Below are 15,452 nucleotides of genomic sequence, written 5' to 3' on the forward strand. Positions count from 1 at the left end.
GTGACGCCAATGGAGAAGATCATGCGCCTCACCTCTCTGACGGCGGCAGCCGCGCTGGCGCTCGTCAGCATCTCCACGTCGCTCAGCGGGCAGCGTCCGGACGACCAGATCAACCCGCGCTCGATGGCGCTGCTCCAGCAGGGTGAGGCGGCACGCGCCGCCGGGCAGCTGGACCGCGCCGCCGGCCTGGTTGAGACCGCGCTGACCGTTGATCCGCGCAACCGGCAGGGCTTCATCGTGCTTGCGGAGATCGCCCGCGCGCGGGGCCTGCCGGGTCAGTCGATCCGCCTCTATCGCGAAGCGCTGACGCTCGAGCCGGCCGACCTGCAGGCACTGCGCGGGCAGGGAGAGGCGCTGGTCGCCAAGGGCGCCGTCACCAAGGCGCAGGAAAACCTCGCCAAGATTCGCAAGCTGTGCGGCAGCCAGTGCACCGATGCGACCGCGCTGGCAGCAGCGATCGCCAAGGGGCCGCCGGCCACCGCGACTGCGCAGCAGTCGGTCACACCGGCGCCGGCCGCTACGCCCGCAAAGCCGTAAGCGCGATCAGGCGCGTGCCGCGTCCAGGGCGCGCGCCAGTTCGACGAACTCCTCGACGCTGACCGTTTCTGCCCGGCGGGTCGTGTCGATGCCGATGCGCTCCGCAGCGGCAAGCGCACCAGCCACCGGCTTCAGGCTCTGCCGCAGCATCTTGCGCCGCTGGCCAAACGCGGCGGCAGTCAGCCGCTCGAGGGTCTGCATGCGCACGCCATCGGGCATCACGCTTGGCAGGATGTGCACCACCGCCGACATCACCTTGGGCGGCGGCGTGAAGGCGGAGCGATGCACCGGCATTGCGATGCGCGCCGTCGAGCGCCACTGCGCAAGGACGGCCAAACGGCCATAGGCGTCATCCCCCGCACTCGACACGATGCGCTCGGCGACTTCCTTCTGGAACATCAGCGTCAGGCTTTGCCACCACGGCGCCCAGTCGCTGGACAGCCAGCCGATCAGCAGGGCCGTCCCGACGTTGTAGGGCAGGTTGGACACGATGTGCGGCTTGCCGTCGAACAGCGCAGGCGCATCGATCTCCAGCGCATCGCCCTCGATCAGGCGGAGCTTGCCCGGATAGGCGGCGGCAAGTTCCTCAAGCGCCGGAATGCACCGATGATCGCGCTCGATCGCCGTCACCCGCGCCCCCGCGGCAAGCAACGCCCGGGTGAGGCCGCCCGGGCCAGGACCGACCTCCAGGACTTCCTGGTCGGCCAGACCGCATGGCACGCGCGCGATGCGGGCAAGAAGCTGGCCGTCGAACAGGAAGTTCTGGCCAAGCGCCTTGCTCGCGCTCAGCCCGTGGCGCTGGATGACCTCCCGCAGCGGAGGCAGGGTTACGTCCATGGGGGTTACTGAACGGTGCTGGTGCGGCGCGTGGCCGCCGCCGTGGCCGCCATGCGGATCGCCGCGATCATCGCACCCGGCTCGGCTTCGTTGCGACCGGCAATGCCAAAGGCGGTGCCGTGGTCGGGCGAGGTGCGGACGATCGGCAGGCCAAGCGTCATGTTGACCCCTTCGTCGAAGTGCAGGGTCTTGATCGGGATCAGCGCCTGGTCATGGTAGAGGCACAGCGCCACGTCATAGAGCGCACGCGCCCTGGGGTGGAACATGGTGTCCGCCGCGAACGGCCCGACCGCGTCGATGCCCTCGGCCTTCAACTGCTCGATGGCGGGGACCAGGCAGTCGATTTCCTCGCTGCCGATCGCGCCGCCTTCCCCGGCGTGCGGGTTGAACCCTGCAAAGGCAAGCCGGGGCGCGGCGATGCCGAAGTTGCGTTGAAGGCCCCGGGCAGTGGCCCGCGCCTTGGCGACGATCAGTTCGATGCTGATCGTGGAGGCAACGCTGCGCAGCGGAATATGCGTCGTGACCGGCACCACGCGCAGCGTGGGACCGGCGAGCATCATCACCGCATTCTCGCGAGCCACGCCGCAGCGTTCGGCAACGAACTCGGTCTGGCCCGGGTAGGTGAAGCCGATGTCGTAGAGCTGTTTCTTGGACACCGGGCCGGTGACCACCGCGCCTGCGCTGCCCGAGCGTGCAAGGCCGGCGGCAAGCTCCAGCGACTGAAGCGCGCAATGTGCCCCCCGGATGTCCGGCGCACCCGGAACGACCTCACCCGCATCGGCGGCCGAAATCACCGGCAGTCCCTGCTCGAACGCCGATATCGCTTCGGAAGGGTCGCTGATGGCCACGACCGTGCCCTCCCAGACCTGGCGAACCGCGTCCGGGTCGCCGACCGCAAAGAACGGGCTGAGCATGTGCGGTGCGCGTGCCGCCCAGGCCTTGGCAATGATCTCCGGCCCGATCCCTGCCGGGTCGCCCATCGATACAGCCAGCGGGGGAACGTCGAGCGCCCGCTGGCCAGGAGGCGATACGCTGGCGATCAGCGATACTCCACGATGGCGTCGCGACGCAGGTCGCGCAGCATGCGCTGGGCACGCAGGTTCACGCGCTCCTGCTCCACCTGCTGCTGCACGGCCTCGGCGGACGGCAGGCTGCCGGCGCGGGCGTCGTCGCGGCCGCACAGGACCAGCACGCGCACGCCCTCGGTCGGGCTGCCGAACGGCTGCGTCGCTTCGCCGACCTGCAGCTTCACCATCAGTTCCTGAAGCGCCGGGGGCAGGTCGCGAACGCGCACCGAGTCGTTGTCGACGACCTCGACGCCCAGGTCGCTGGCGACCTTGCTCACTTCACCGCAACCGCGGATCTTGCTGGTGGCTTCCGCGAACTGCGCCGCAAGCTTGGTCGCCTGCGCCTGGCTGGTGCCGGCCGGGAAGTTCTTCGTGAGCTGGCGCAGGCTGAGGCGAGCATCGCGCGGGTCGGCCATCAGCACCTGGCGCTTGTCGGCAAGGTAGAGGATCGAATAGCCGCCGGGGGTCTCGATCGGGCCGGCGATCTGGCCGACCTGCATGGTTTCGGCGGCCTGGGCGATCGGCGCGGGCAGCGTTGCCAGGCGGATCCAGCCGAGGTCGCCCTGCACCGCGCGCGTCGACGCCTCGGAGAAGTTTCCGGCAAAATACTCGAACGGCGCGCCCTTGCGGATCTGCTCGATGATCTTCTTGCTCGCCTCGACCACTTCGCCGGCGCGGTCCGGAGTGGCGGAAAGATAGATTTCTTTCAGATGATATTCGTCGGTGCCTTTGGCCGCCTCAAGCCGGTCGAGGATCGCCTTCACCTCTTCGTCGCCCACGTTGATGAACGGCTCGACGCTGCTGCGGAGCAACCGGCTCCAGGCGAGTTCACCCTCGATCTGGCGCTTCATCGATTTTTCGGACGAGCCGACTTCGCGCAGATAGGCGCGCATCTGGTCGGGCGTGCGCTTGAAGTTGCGCGACACACGGGCAAAGCCCTGGTCGATCTCCGTCGGGGTGACGACGATGTCCTTGGCCTTCGCCTCCTGGATCTGCAGCGTCTCGTCGATCAGCTGCCGGACGATCTGCAGGCGCAGCTGGTCGCGGTCCTGGGGGCTGAGCTTGATGTTGTTGAGCGCCACCACCAGCGCGATGCGCTGATCGACGTCGGTACCGGTCAGCACGGCGTTGTTCACGATCGCCGTCGCCTTGCGGACGTTGGGGTCCTGCTTGCCGAAGATGGTCGGGTTCTCGGGCAGGTTGAGGTTGGCCGCCGGGCTCGCCTGCTCGTCCGGAACGGTCTGCGCCGACAGGGTCGAGGCAGTCGCGGCGCCAGCGAGCAGCAGCAGCGTGGCGGCGTTCCGGATCCGGCGCCCGTTCACGAAATTCTTGATCACCAAGTGTTCAACCTCATCAACCACGGGTCGCGTTGCAGACACGTCTCAGCGTCTGCCTTGCCCCTATGCCCCTGAACCGCGGCTTAGCGGCCCAGGTTCTTGAATGCCAGAGTGAGCAGATAGCTGCTGCCGCTGCGGGCGTCGCCATTGTCCTGATAATCCCGCTTCCAGGTCGCTCCCAGGCGAAGGCAATCATCCTCATAGGTGACGCCGATGCGGTGACGAATGGGATCAAAGCCGTCGGCAGCGGACAAAATGTCCTCGCCGCGGTCCGTAAGGTCGATCGTGGCCGAGCCGAACAGCGACCAGAAACGCGCGAACTGCACGCGGCCGCCGACGCGCGCCTCCTCGCGGTCCTGCAGATCCTCGACCTCGTCGATGTCCCGGTTCAGGCGAAGATAGCCCAGCAGCAGATAGGTCTTGCGCGAGCCGATGGTGGCATCGAGCTCGTTGCGGCGAACCGAAAGCCCGTCCTTGTCGAGCCGATACCGATGGGTGAGCTGCACGAAGTCGCGGAAGCGGACCTCCGTTCGCCCGACGATGTCGGAAAGCCGGTCGTCCAGGCCGGTGCCGTCCGGCAGGATCGTCTCGCGATTGGAGAGGCGATAGCTCTGGCCGACCGTGGCGTTCACCTCGATCCCCGGCACACTCAGCGCATAGTCGATGCCATAGGTGAAGCGAGTCGAATCCTCGAAGCGGTCGTAGCCGGCAAATCGGTTCAGCGCGAAGAGGTTCGAATCCTCCAGGTCGACGGCCCGGGCATCTTCGTTGGGCAGCGACAGGTTGGCGATGTGCGGCGACACCACCGCCTGAACCCGCGGCGTGATCCGCTGGGTGCCGCCGAACGCCTCGCCGATGAAGGGCCACTGCACGTCCAGCGCGACCGCGCCGATGGCGCGCGTGCTGATCCCCTCGTCGCCGCGATAGCTGGCGATCGCCGTCTCCAGCGTGTCGTTGGTGTTGTAGATGTCGCCGCGTGCATAGGCGGTGAGCGTCACCTGCTGCCCCCAGTCGGTGACGCGCCGCAGGTCCCACTGGGCCGACGCGAACGCGCGCTGCGTGTCCTGACCCTCGGACCGGAACAGCGCCAGCGAGTTCGCCTGCAATTGCAGCACGCCGCCGGCAATGTCCTGGAACCGCCGGCGATAGTCGATTGCGGGAAGGGCGATCGGCTGCATTTTCTGGCTGTCGCCGGTGCGCATCGTCTGCACCGCCCAACCGTCGATGGACAGATAGCTGTTTTCGTCGATCCGCTCGACCTTGATGTTGTTGCGCAGGCGATCCTCGCGCGAGATGTCGTAGCGGCGCAGGAAGGTGTCGTCGGTCTGGAGCCGCAGTGATCCGCTCACGCTCCAGTTCGGGTCAAGCTGGAAACGTCCCACCGCGTCGATGTAACCGCGGAAGCCGCGCTCGCTGTCCGCCGCTTCGCTGGTGTTGAGCACCGTGTCCGTACTCCGGCCATAGGTGCCGTAGCCGAGCACCCGCAGCGCGCCCGTGTCGGTCAGCTGGCGATATTCGGCCTCCAGCATCGGCAGCACGGAGGTGAAGACGTGCGGCGTGAGGGTCAGGTCGCGATTGGGCGCCAGCGCGAAGTAATAGGGGACCACCACCTCGACGCCGTTCACCCGGTCGATCCGGAAGGATGGCGTCAGCACGCCGCCGGCGCTGCCGCCGCCAACCGAGTGGCTGAACGAGGGCAGGGGAATGCCCGGCAGGCTGAAGAGCTTCAGCTGGGCCCCGGAATAGCGGATCCGCTGGTCCGCCGGGTCATAGGTCACGCGGACGGCGGTGATCTGCCACGACGGCTGCTTGGGACATCCCTCGGACGTCGTGACGCTGCAGGGCGTATAGGCGGCCTGCTGGACCCGGATGACGCCATTCGCATCCCGGCTTCCCTGCTGGGCGGCCAGGCGACCGCCCTCGTCCAGCACGACCAGCATGTTCTGGATCATGCCGTCCTTGAGCGAGTCGGTCAGCTCGATCCGGTCGCCATAGGCTGTGTCGCCCTGCGGGTTGGTGACAGCGATATCGCCTTCCGCCACCACCTGGCCCGATTTGCGGTTCCAGGTGACCCGGTCCGCGCGCAGTCGGTCGCCCTCGCGGAACATGCGCACGTCCCCGGTTGCGGTGACGACGTCGCCCTCGCTGTCATAGTCGAGCCGATCGGCCGTGAAGCGGATCTCGTTCTCGGCTGCCGGAGTGGAGGCTGCCTGGGGCGGAGGCGGGGTGATGGAACGGTCCTGAAGGTCCTGCGCCATGGCGGCGCCACCGCACGCCAGCCAGAACTGCACCGCACCCGACAGGAGGAGGACGCTACGCTTCACCTAGAATGACTCTCCATGTGGCGGCCGCAGCGCGCGGGGGTATCCGTAAGCGCGCCCTATCGCATCCGCTTTCCGGAACCGCAATCGCTCTCCGGTCGCTTTGCGTGTGCGCCGCGCCTGGCCTAAGGATGGGGACTCGCCCCACGGCGCCCGTTTCACCACAGGGAAAGTTTCTTGATGCAGATCCGTTTCATCTCCTCGCGGCCCGCCGACGCGGCGGCGCTGGTGCTGCCGGTGGGCAAGGGCGGCGTCGCCAACCTGGGCGACGCGGGCCTGGACGGCGCCACGGCGGCGCTGGTGCGCGGAGCCGCCGAAAGCGCGCGCTTCGATGGCGAGCCGGGGACGATCGCCGAAATCTTTGTGCCGCAGGGCGAGGGTGCTGCCCGCGTCATCCTGCTCGGCACCGGCAATGGTGAGGGCGCGGACTTGGAGCGTGCCGGTGGCGCCCTGACCGCCCGCTACCTGACGGCAGCAATTCCCACGCTGGTCATCGACTTCTCGACGCTGTCGGCGTCGACGAGTGCCACCGCCGTCGCACGGCTGCTGGGTGCAGCGGAACAGCGCGGCTGGCGCCACGACATCTACCGCACGCGCATGCCTGCGGCCGCCAAGCCGACGCTGGAGCGGATCGAGGTCGTCGCGGCTCCCGAGGGCATCGACGCGGCCTGGACCGATGCCAAGGCACTGACCGACGGTCTTGCGCTCACGCGCATCCTGGTGAGCGAGCCGCCAAACGTCCTGTATCCCGAGAGCTTCGTCGAGCGCTGCCGCCATCTGGAGGAGCTGGGCATCGAGATCACCGTCCTCGACGAGGCAGCGATGCGCGAGCTCGGCATGGGCGCGCTTCTGGGCGTCAGCCAGGGCTCGGTGCGTGAGGCGCAGCTGCTCGCCATGCGCTGGAACGGCAAGGGCGAAGGCGACATCGACGTCGCGCTCGTCGGCAAGGGCGTGACCTTCGACACCGGCGGCATCTCGCTCAAGCCCGGTGCCGGCATGGAAGACATGAAGTGGGACATGGGCGGCGCCGGTGCGGTCGCTGGTGCCATGAAGGCGCTGGCGCTGCGCAAGGCAAAGGCGAACGTCATCGGCGTGTGCGGCCTGGTCGAGAACATGCCGGACGGCAACGCCCAGCGTCCGGGCGACATCGTCACCTCCATGTCCGGCCAGACGATCGAAGTGCTCAACACCGACGCAGAAGGCCGCTTGGTGCTGTGCGACGCGGTCACCTGGGTCCAGCGGACGCACAAGGTGAAGACGATCGTCGACCTGGCGACGCTGACCGGAGCGATGATCATCGCGCTTGGCAACGAGCATGGCGGCCTGTTCGCCAACGACGACTCGCTTGCCGATCAACTGCTCGACGCCGGCAAGGCGACGGGCGACAAGCTGTGGCGCTTCCCGCTGTCGCCGGCCTACGACAAGCTGATCGACTCGCCGATCGCCGACATGAAGAACATCGGCGGCCGCGGCGCAGGCTCGATCACCGCCGCGCAGTTCATCGGCCGCTTCATCGAGCCGGAGGTCCGCTGGGCGCACCTCGACATCGCCGGCATGGTCTGGGCCGACAAGCCGGGCGTCGCCTGGGACAAGGGCGCGACCGGCTTCGGCGTGCGCGTCCTCGACCGCTTCGTGCGCGACCAGTTCGAAGGCTGATCGCGCAGCCGCCATGCAGGTCGACTTCTATCACCTGACCCAGCTCCCGCTCGACCGTGCGCTGCCGCGCATTGCCGAGCGGGTGGTGACGGGGGGCGGTCGCCTGCTGGTGGTGGCCGAGCAGGAAGAAGCGCGGCAGGCGCTCGACCGCTGCCTTTGGGCCTATTCCCCCGAAAGCTTCCTGCCGCATGCACAGGCGGGCGGCGACAACGACGCGCGGCAGCCGGTGCTGATCGCCGCCGGGATCGAGCCCGCGAACGGGGCGCGCAACATCGCGCTTGCCGATGGTGTGTGGCGGGACGGCGCGCTCGACTTCGACCGCGCGTTCCACTTCTTTGACGAGGAGCGCATCGTTGAAGCGCGGCAGGCGTGGCGGGCGCTTGGCGAGCGGCCTGAGGTCGCGCGGCGCTATTGGAAGCAGAACGAGGGCGGCCGCTGGGAACAGGCGGCCTGACGCGCGGCGGGCTCTCGCTTGCATCCGATCGGTTGGGCGACTAGGGAGCCGCGACTTTCCAAACAGCCACCATCCAAGGAGCCGCATGGCCATGGCCGCGACCCGCACGTTTTCGATCATCAAGCCCGACGCCACCCGCCGCAACCTGACGGGCGCCGTCACCAAGATGCTGGAGGAAGCCGGCCTGCGCGTCGTCGCGTCCAAGCGCATCCAGATGACCCAGGAGCAGGCCGAGGGCTTCTACGCGGTCCACAAGGAGCGCCCGTTCTTCAACGACCTCGTTTCCTTCATGATCTCCGGCCCGGTCGTCGTGCAGGTGCTCGAGGGTGAAGACGCCGTGAAGCGCAACCGCGACATCATGGGCGCGACCAACCCGGCGAACGCCGACGCCGGCACGATCCGCAAGGAACTCGCCGAGTCGATCGAAGCCAATTCGGTCCATGGTTCGGATTCGGAAGAGAATGCCGCGATCGAGATCGCCTATTTCTTCAAGCCGGAAGAAATCGTCGGCTGATCGGGCCGCCGCTCGCACGGGCGGCGATCGAGACGAGAAAGGGCGCTGCTCCGATCTGGAGCGGCGCCCTATTTCGTTTGGGGAAGCCCGAGGCGACGGCGTTCCGCCGCCCACAGGCTCTCGAGCCGGGCATCCGACTGGGCGCCGGGCTTGCGCTGCTTGAGGGTGACGCCCTGAAGCTTCAGCGTACGACCGCCGATCAGGTGGCCCTCGGTCGCGAACACGAGTTCGTAGATCGCGCTGTCCTCGCGCTGGACGTCGCCGTCCCAATATTGGCTGTCGATGCGGACGGGCAGGCGCCCCTGGATTGCGTCCGCGCCCCCGTCCGTCAGCTTGAGCAGCGGCGCTGCGATCCGGTCCGAATCGATCCGGGTGTCGAGCACGCCGTCCTTGGCCGGCACCTTCAGCGACGGCGGGAACTGCACCTCGATCCGCTCGATCCGGTGGTTGGCATCGCTGAGTTGAAGGGTGCGGCCGCTGTTCCCCGGCGTCCCCACCAGCGTGACGAGTTGCGCGACGTGCGCCTCCGCACTGGCAGCCGCTTCCTGACGCGCGGCTTCCTCGGCGCGCTCGATCTGGCTATCCTTGCGCGACGAGACGTTGTTCCACAGCGTCAGTGCCGAGATCACCAGCGCGGCCACGCCGACAATTTCTGCCAGCGTCAGCCAGCGCCAGCGCTTGCGGGGTGCCTCGCTCACCGGCCGCCGGCCTCCAGCAGCGCCGCGGGAGCCGTCACCTCCCACCCGTGTGCGATCGCGTCTTCCACGGCCGTCCAATCGACTTCGCCGGCAAGTGCGATGCTGCGCCAGCCGTCCGCGGTACGGACCTCCAGCGTGTTGTCGTCTGCCATGCGCGCAAAGACTGCGTGTTCGACGGTGAAGCTCGGCCGCCCGTCGGTGGGCGCTTCCTCGGCACCAGGGAGCACGAGTGCGGTGCTGCGAATGCGATCGAGAGGCTGGTCGGTCATGCTCCGCACGAACTCCGCTAGGATCTGGGGGTAGAGCCGATGTTCCTCCACCAGCACGCGCGCCGCAAGCGTCTCCGCGGTATCCCCGGCGTGGATCGGGACCTCGGCCTGGCCAAGCACTGCGCCCGCGTCGAGCTCCTCGGTTACCACATGCACCGAGCAGCCGGCGACCGCGTCCCCGGCCTCGATCGCCCGCGCGTGCGTGTCGAGCCCCTTGTACTTGGGCAGCAGCGACGGATGGATGTTGAGGATCCGCCCCGCCCAGCGTTCGACGAACGCCGGAGACAGCAGCCGCATATAGCCAGCGAGCGCGATCAGCTCGACGCCAGCGTCGCGCAAGGCGGTGTCGATCCGTGCCTCATACTCCGCCTTCGGCATGCCCTTGGGGCTCTGTGCGAAGGTCGCGATGCCGCGTTCCGCCGCCCAGGTCAGACCGGCCGCTTCGGGCTTGTCACTGGCGACCAGCGCCACCGCAAACGGGCAGTCCGGCGCCGCAGCAGCCTCGACCAGCGCCGCCATGTTCGACCCGCGACCGGAGATCAGGATGCCGAGCTTGCGCCGCACAGCGTCAGCCAAGGTGAGTCGCCGACCAGTCGCCGCGCGCGCTCCAGGTGCCGGCGCTGCCGGTCACCGTGCAGCCGCAGTCGCCGGCCTCGACCGAGCCGATGCGGAACACCTGCTCGCCGGCTCCGGCCAGGGCCGTCGCCACGCCCTCGGCCTCGTCCGCTGCGACCAGCACGGCCATGCCGATGCCGCAGTTGAAGGTTCGCGCCATTTCCTCCGGCTCGATCGCGCCCTGCGCCTGCAGGAACGCCATCAGCCGCGGCTGCGCCCAGGCATCGGCATCGACGCGAGCGTGGCAGCCCTCGGGCAGGACGCGCGGGATATTCTCGAGCAGGCCGCCGCCGGTGATATGGGCGAGGCCGTGGATGCGTTCCGCACGCAGCAGCGGGAGCAGACTCTTCACGTAAATGCGGGTCGGCGCCATCAGCGCGTCGATCAGCAGTCGCTCCTGATCGAACAGCGCCGGGCGGTCGAGCTTCCAGCCCTTGTCGGCCGCAAGCCGGCGGACCAGCGAGAAGCCGTTGGAGTGCACGCCCGAGGACGCGAGACCCAGGATCACGTCGCCCGCCTGGACACGTCCCTTGGTCAGCAGCTGCTCGCGCTCGACCGCGCCCACACAGAAGCCCGCGAGGTCATAATCGTCGGCGGCATACATGCCCGGCATCTCCGCGGTTTCGCCGCCGATCAGCGCGCAGCCGGCCTGGCGGCACCCTTCCGCGATCGAGGCGATCACGCGCTCGGCGACGTCCGCCTCCAGCTTGCCCGTCGCGTAATAGTCGAGAAAGAACAGCGGTTCGGCGCCCTGCACGATCAGGTCGTTGGCGCACATGGCGACCAGGTCGATGCCGACGCCGTCATGCGAATTGTGCTCGATCGCCAGCTTGAGCTTGGTGCCGACGCCATCGTTGGCGGCCACCAGCAGCGGGTCCTTGAAGCCCGCGGCCTTGGGATCGAAGATGCCGCCGAAGCCGCCCAGGTCGGCGTCGGCGCCGCTCCGGCGGGTGGAGCGGGCAAGCGGCGCGATGGCACGGACCAAGGCGTTGCCTGCGGCGATCGAAACGCCGGCTCCGGCGTAGGTATAGGGCGTCGCGCCCGCGTCTTCGGTGCTCATGGGCGAGCGACTAGCCATATCCTGCTTGGATTTCCACGCCCGCTTCGTCAAAAGGCGGCCGATGTCTCGCTTTCCCCGAACCCTGCGTGCCGGCCTGCTGGTAGCACTCCTTGCCAGCGGCGGTGCCGTGATCGCGCAGATCGAGGACGGCGGCCGCGGCGTCGCGCCGATCGCAAGTTCCGGGAGTTTCGAGGTTTCCGGCGTCCGCGTCGATGTTTCCGGCGCCAATGCAGAGGCTGCGCGGACTGCCGGCTGGCGCCTCGCCCAGCGCAAGGGCTGGGACATGCTGTCGCGGCGGCTGACCGGCCGGGCGGGGTCGTTGTCCGACTCGGCGCTCGATTCGCTGGTCAGCGGAATCGTGGTCGAAGACGAGCAGATCGGCCCCAATCGGTACATCGCGAAGCTGGGCGTGCTGTTCAACCGCGGCCGGGCGGGTTCCATCCTGGGCGTCGCCGGCGAAACGCTGCGCTCCCCCGCACTGCTGGTCGTGCCGCTGCAGATCTCCGGCGGCGCGGGCACCGTATTCGAACGCGCCACGCCCTGGCAGGAGGCTTGGGCGCGCTTCCGCACGGGCAACAGCGTGATCGACTATGTCCGCCTGACCGGAACCGGCCCCGACGCGCTGCTCGTCAACGCCGGCCAGGTGAGTCGCCGCGGACGTGGCTGGTGGCGCACGATCCTGGACCAATATGGCGCGGCCGATGTGCTGGTGCCGCAGGTCAAGCTGCGCCGCCAATGGCCCGGCGGCCCCGTCATCGGCGAGTTCTCGGCCGGTTATGGCCCCGACCATCACGTACTGACTCGCTTCACCCTGAAGGTCGATCGCGCCGAGACGCTGCCGGCCCTGCTCGACGAAGGCGTGCGCCGCATCGATGCCGCCTATCAGCAGGCGCTGCGCCAGGGGCAGCTGCGCACCGACGCCGCGCTCAGCGCGCCGCCGCCGGGCCAGCCGCTGCCGACGCCGGTGGTGCCGACGCAAGGTACCGACCCGACCATGGGAGACCTCGCGGTCACGCCGCCCGATGGCCGCGCGACATTGTCGATCCAGTTCGACACGCCCGGTGTCGGGGCCGTTGCCGCTTCAGAAGCCTCGGTGCGCGCGGTGGCCGGCGTGCGCTCGGCCGTGACGACGAGTCTGGCGCTCGGCGGCGTGTCGGTGATGCGCGTGGTGTTCGACGGCGACCCCGCGGTTCTGGCCGCCGCGCTCCAGGCTCGGGGCTGGCAGGTGACGCAGGGCGGGGGCGTGCTGCGCATTCGCCGTGCGGCCGGCACCCCGACGCCGACGCCCTCTGCCGCGCCGGCGGCACCTGCGGGCGGCTGATGCAGCTCGACTTGCCCCTCGGCCAGCCGGTGGGTGCGCGGGCGGACGAATTCCTGGTGAGCGACGTGAACGCGCGCGCCGTCCAGCACCTGGAACATTGGGGCAGCTGGCCGGTGATGGCAGCGCTGCTGGTCGGCCCGCGCAAGTCGGGCCGGTCGCTCCTGGCCCGGTTGTTCGCGCTGCGTACCGGCGGCGCGGTCGTGGACGATGCCGAGCGCCAGGGCGAGGTCGACATCTTCCACGCGTGGAACCAGGCCCAGGCGGAGCACCGGCCGCTGCTGATCGTAGCGGATGCGCCGCCGCCCGATTGGGAAATCCGTTTGCCGGACCTTCGCTCGCGCATCGGGGCCACCCCGGTGCTCACCCTCGGCCTGCCGGACGCACGGCTGGTGGCGTCTCTCCTCGACTATCTGTTTGAACGTCGCGAAATTGTCGCAGGCCCGGGGCTAATCGACTGGATCACTCGGCGGGTCGAACGGAGCTACATCAGCATCCTCGGCGTTGTCGAAGCGTTGGAGGAAGACGCCATGGTTCGACAGAACCGGCGCCTTTCGATCGCGACTGCCCGGCCGGTGCTGACCAAGGCGGGGCTGGTACCGATCGGCCCGGCGGCGAGCATGGAACACGAGGGAGCCTGAAGCGTGGCGGATACTGGCCAAGGATATTTCAACCGAGAACTTTCCTGGCTAGCGTTCAACCGGCGCGTTCTGGAAGAGGCCTGCAACACCGCGCATCCGCTGCTGGAGCGGCTGCGGTTCCTGTCCATCTCCGCAAGCAATCTGGACGAGTTCTTCATGGTCCGGGTGGCGGGCCTGAAGGGGCAGATGCTCCAGGGCGTGGAGCTTAAGTCGATCGACGGCCTCACCCCGGCGCAGCAGCTGGCCGCGATCGTCGAGGACGCGACGGCACTGGTCGCCAGCCAGCAGCGGATCTGGGACGATCTGGCAGAGGCGCTGGGCGAAGCCGGCATCTTCGTGCTGGAAGGCGACGCCATCACCGGAGAGGCGGAGACGTGGCTGCGGCGCCACTTCCAGGATCAGCTGTTCCCGATGATTACCCCCCAGGCGCTGGATCCGGCGCACCCCTTTCCGTTCATTCCGAACCAGGGGTCGAGTGTGATTTTCGACCTCATCCGCATTGCGGATCGCGTCGAAGTGCGCGAGCTGGTGCTGCTGCCCACTGCGGTGCCGCGCTTCGTCCGCCTGCCGGGGATGCCCGCCCGGTACGTGCCGATCGAGACGGTGATCAAGCGTTTCTCCTCGCTGCTGTTCCCGGGCTATGAAGTGGTCGCTTCGGCCGATTTCCGAGTGTTGCGCGACAGCGACATCGAGCTGGAGGAGGAAGCCGAGGACCTGGTCCTGTACTTCCGCTCCGCCATCAAGCGCCGCCGGCGCGGCCGGGTCATCCGGCTTGAGGTGGAAAGCGACATCAGCGACGACCTGCTGAGTGTCCTCAAGGAGGAGCTCGGCGGCAGCGACGCGTTGCTGATCGAGAAGAGCGGGTTCCTGGGGCTCGGCGACCTCTCCTTCCTGGTCGAGGAAGACCGGCCGGAATTGAAGTTCCCGTCGTTCAGTCCACGCTTTCCGGAGCGGATCCGCGAGTTCGGAGGCGACTGCTTTGCCGCGATCCGGTCCAAGGACATCGTCGTCCACCATCCTTACGAGACCTTCGACGTGGTGCTCGCCTTCCTGAAACAGGCGGCGGTCGACCCGGACGTGCTCGCGATCAAGCAGACGCTGTACCGTGCAGGCAAGCAATCGGCGGTGGTAAACGCGCTGATCGCCGCGGCAGAGGCGGGCAAGTCCGTCACGGCCGTGGTCGAACTCAAGGCGCGATTCGACGAGGAGCAGAACCTCTATTGGGCATCCGCGCTGGAGCGGGCAGGGGTGCAGGTCGTCTATGGCTTCATCGACTGGAAGACCCACGCCAAGATCTCGATGGTGGTCCGGCGCGAGGACGGCGGCGTGCGGACCTACTGCCATTTCGGCACCGGCAACTATCACCCGGTGACCGCCCGCATCTACACCGACCTGAGCTTCTTCACCGCAGACCCGGTGATCGGACGGGACGCCGTTCAGGTGTTCAACTACATCACCGGCTATGTCGAACCTGCGCATCTTGAGCGGCTGGCGATCTCGCCGCGCAACCTGCGTAACCGGCTGATCGAGCTTATCGAGGGCGAGATCACCCATGCAAAGGCGGGGCGGCGGGGCGCGATCTGGGCGAAGATGAACTCGCTCGTCGACCCGGCGGTGATCGACAAGCTCTATGAAGCCAGCAACGCAGGGGTCGAGATCGAGCTGATCATCCGCGGCATCTGCTGCCTGCGGCCGCGCGTGCCCGGTATGTCCGAGAACATCCGGGTCAAGTCGATCGTCGGGCGCTTCCTTGAGCACAGCCGCATCTGGGCGTTTGGCAATGGCGATGCCCTGCCCAACGACGATGCCCTGCTGTTCATCTCTTCGGCCGACTGGATGCCCCGCAACTTCGACCGGCGAGTGGAATATCTGCTGCCGATCACCAACCCGACCGTGCACGAACAGGTGCTCGACCAGGTGATGCTCGCCAACCTCATCGACGAGGAACAGAGCTGGGAGCTTCAGTCCGACGGCAGCTATCATCGGGTGGAGGTGGAGGGGCCGGGCTTCAACCTGCACCGCTATTTCATGACCAATCCGTCGCTTTCCGGTCGTGGCGCGGCGCTCGACGACACCATGCCGCAGGAGCTATCGCTGCGGCAGCATCTTACCGAACAGGACGGGTGAT

General features: G+C 68.1%; 14 protein-coding genes. 7 read left to right on the forward strand and 7 right to left on the reverse strand.

The annotated features are described in order from the left end of the window. Positions 1-21 precede the first annotated feature (21 nt). Positions 22-537, forward strand: a complete 516-nt coding sequence (locus tag LK533_RS04905; protein WP_229361630.1) for a tetratricopeptide repeat protein — start codon at positions 22-24, stop codon at positions 535-537. Between the two features lie 6 nt (positions 538-543). Here LK533_RS04905 and rsmA read toward each other — a convergent pair whose 3' ends face one another. From rsmA to LK533_RS04925, 4 genes are all read right to left on the reverse strand, one after another. Next, positions 544-1,374: a 16S rRNA (adenine(1518)-N(6)/adenine(1519)-N(6))-dimethyltransferase RsmA gene (gene rsmA / locus LK533_RS04910; RefSeq protein WP_229361631.1), complete on the reverse strand. Its 831-nt coding sequence runs from the start codon at positions 1,372-1,374 to the stop codon at positions 544-546. A 5-nt stretch (positions 1,375-1,379) separates the two neighbouring features. Next, positions 1,380-2,414, reverse strand: coding sequence for a 4-hydroxythreonine-4-phosphate dehydrogenase PdxA (pdxA, locus tag LK533_RS04915; RefSeq protein ID WP_324255263.1), 1,035 nt, complete (start codon positions 2,412-2,414; stop codon positions 1,380-1,382). After that, positions 2,414-3,778, reverse strand: coding sequence for a peptidylprolyl isomerase (locus LK533_RS04920; protein ID WP_229361633.1), 1,365 nt, complete (start codon positions 3,776-3,778; stop codon positions 2,414-2,416). Before LK533_RS04920 ends, pdxA begins: the two co-directional genes overlap by 1 nt. Positions 3,779-3,861: 83 nt before the next feature. Next, positions 3,862-6,102: an LPS-assembly protein LptD gene (locus tag LK533_RS04925; RefSeq protein ID WP_420705815.1), complete on the reverse strand. Its 2,241-nt coding sequence runs from the start codon at positions 6,100-6,102 to the stop codon at positions 3,862-3,864. A 177-nt stretch (positions 6,103-6,279) separates the two neighbouring features. On the opposite strand from LK533_RS04925, the gene LK533_RS04930 reads away from it, so the two are divergent. The 3 genes from LK533_RS04930 (at position 6,280) to ndk (ending at position 8,723) form a co-directional block, all read left to right on the forward strand. Beyond that, complete coding sequence (locus LK533_RS04930; RefSeq protein WP_229361634.1) at positions 6,280-7,755, forward strand: leucyl aminopeptidase; 1,476 nt, start codon at positions 6,280-6,282, stop codon at positions 7,753-7,755. A 13-nt stretch (positions 7,756-7,768) separates the two neighbouring features. Then, on the forward strand, positions 7,769-8,209 hold the full coding sequence (locus tag LK533_RS04935) for a DNA polymerase III subunit chi (protein WP_229361635.1): 441 nt from the start codon (positions 7,769-7,771) through the stop codon (positions 8,207-8,209). Between the two features lie 91 nt (positions 8,210-8,300). Continuing rightward, complete coding sequence (ndk, locus tag LK533_RS04940) at positions 8,301-8,723, forward strand: nucleoside-diphosphate kinase (RefSeq protein WP_229361757.1); 423 nt, start codon at positions 8,301-8,303, stop codon at positions 8,721-8,723. Between the two features lie 68 nt (positions 8,724-8,791). Here ndk and LK533_RS04945 read toward each other — a convergent pair whose 3' ends face one another. Genes LK533_RS04945 through purM form a run of 3 tightly spaced genes read right to left on the reverse strand, consistent with a single transcriptional unit; the run spans position 8,792 to position 11,365 of the window. Next, positions 8,792-9,421 carry a hypothetical protein gene (locus LK533_RS04945; RefSeq protein WP_229361636.1) on the reverse strand — a complete coding sequence of 210 codons (630 nt, stop codon included), beginning with the start codon at positions 9,419-9,421 and terminating at the stop codon, positions 8,792-8,794. Continuing rightward, positions 9,418-10,266 (reverse strand): phosphoribosylglycinamide formyltransferase, encoded by an 849-nt coding sequence (gene purN, locus LK533_RS04950; RefSeq protein ID WP_229361637.1) that lies wholly within the window; start codon positions 10,264-10,266, stop codon positions 9,418-9,420. The genes LK533_RS04945 and purN overlap by 4 nt, the downstream gene beginning before the upstream one ends. Further along, positions 10,259-11,365 carry a phosphoribosylformylglycinamidine cyclo-ligase gene (gene purM, locus LK533_RS04955; protein WP_229361638.1) on the reverse strand — a complete coding sequence of 369 codons (1,107 nt, stop codon included), beginning with the start codon at positions 11,363-11,365 and terminating at the stop codon, positions 10,259-10,261. The genes purN and purM overlap by 8 nt, the downstream gene beginning before the upstream one ends. 61 nt (positions 11,366-11,426) lie before the next feature. Between purM and LK533_RS04960 the strand changes: the two genes are divergently transcribed. From LK533_RS04960 to LK533_RS04970, 3 genes are read left to right on the forward strand one after another with little or no spacing between them, the layout of a single operon-like run. Next, a complete protein-coding gene (locus tag LK533_RS04960) occupies positions 11,427-12,686 on the forward strand; it encodes a heavy-metal-associated domain-containing protein (RefSeq protein ID WP_229361639.1) in 1,260 nt (419 codons plus the stop codon). Beyond that, positions 12,686-13,324, forward strand: a complete 639-nt coding sequence (locus tag LK533_RS04965; protein WP_229361640.1) for a chromosomal replication initiator DnaA — start codon at positions 12,686-12,688, stop codon at positions 13,322-13,324. Before LK533_RS04960 ends, LK533_RS04965 begins: the two co-directional genes overlap by 1 nt. Before the next feature lie 3 nt (positions 13,325-13,327). Beyond that, the gene (locus LK533_RS04970; protein WP_229361641.1) at positions 13,328-15,451 is read left to right on the forward strand and encodes an RNA degradosome polyphosphate kinase; all 2,124 of its coding nucleotides are present in this window, start codon (positions 13,328-13,330) and stop codon (positions 15,449-15,451) included. Position 15,452: the final 1 nt, after the last annotated feature.

Origin of the sequence: Sphingomonas sp. PL-96 (assembly GCF_020707215.1) — a bacterium.
In the GTDB taxonomy this organism is placed as follows: Bacteria; Pseudomonadota; Alphaproteobacteria; order Sphingomonadales; family Sphingomonadaceae; genus Sphingomonas.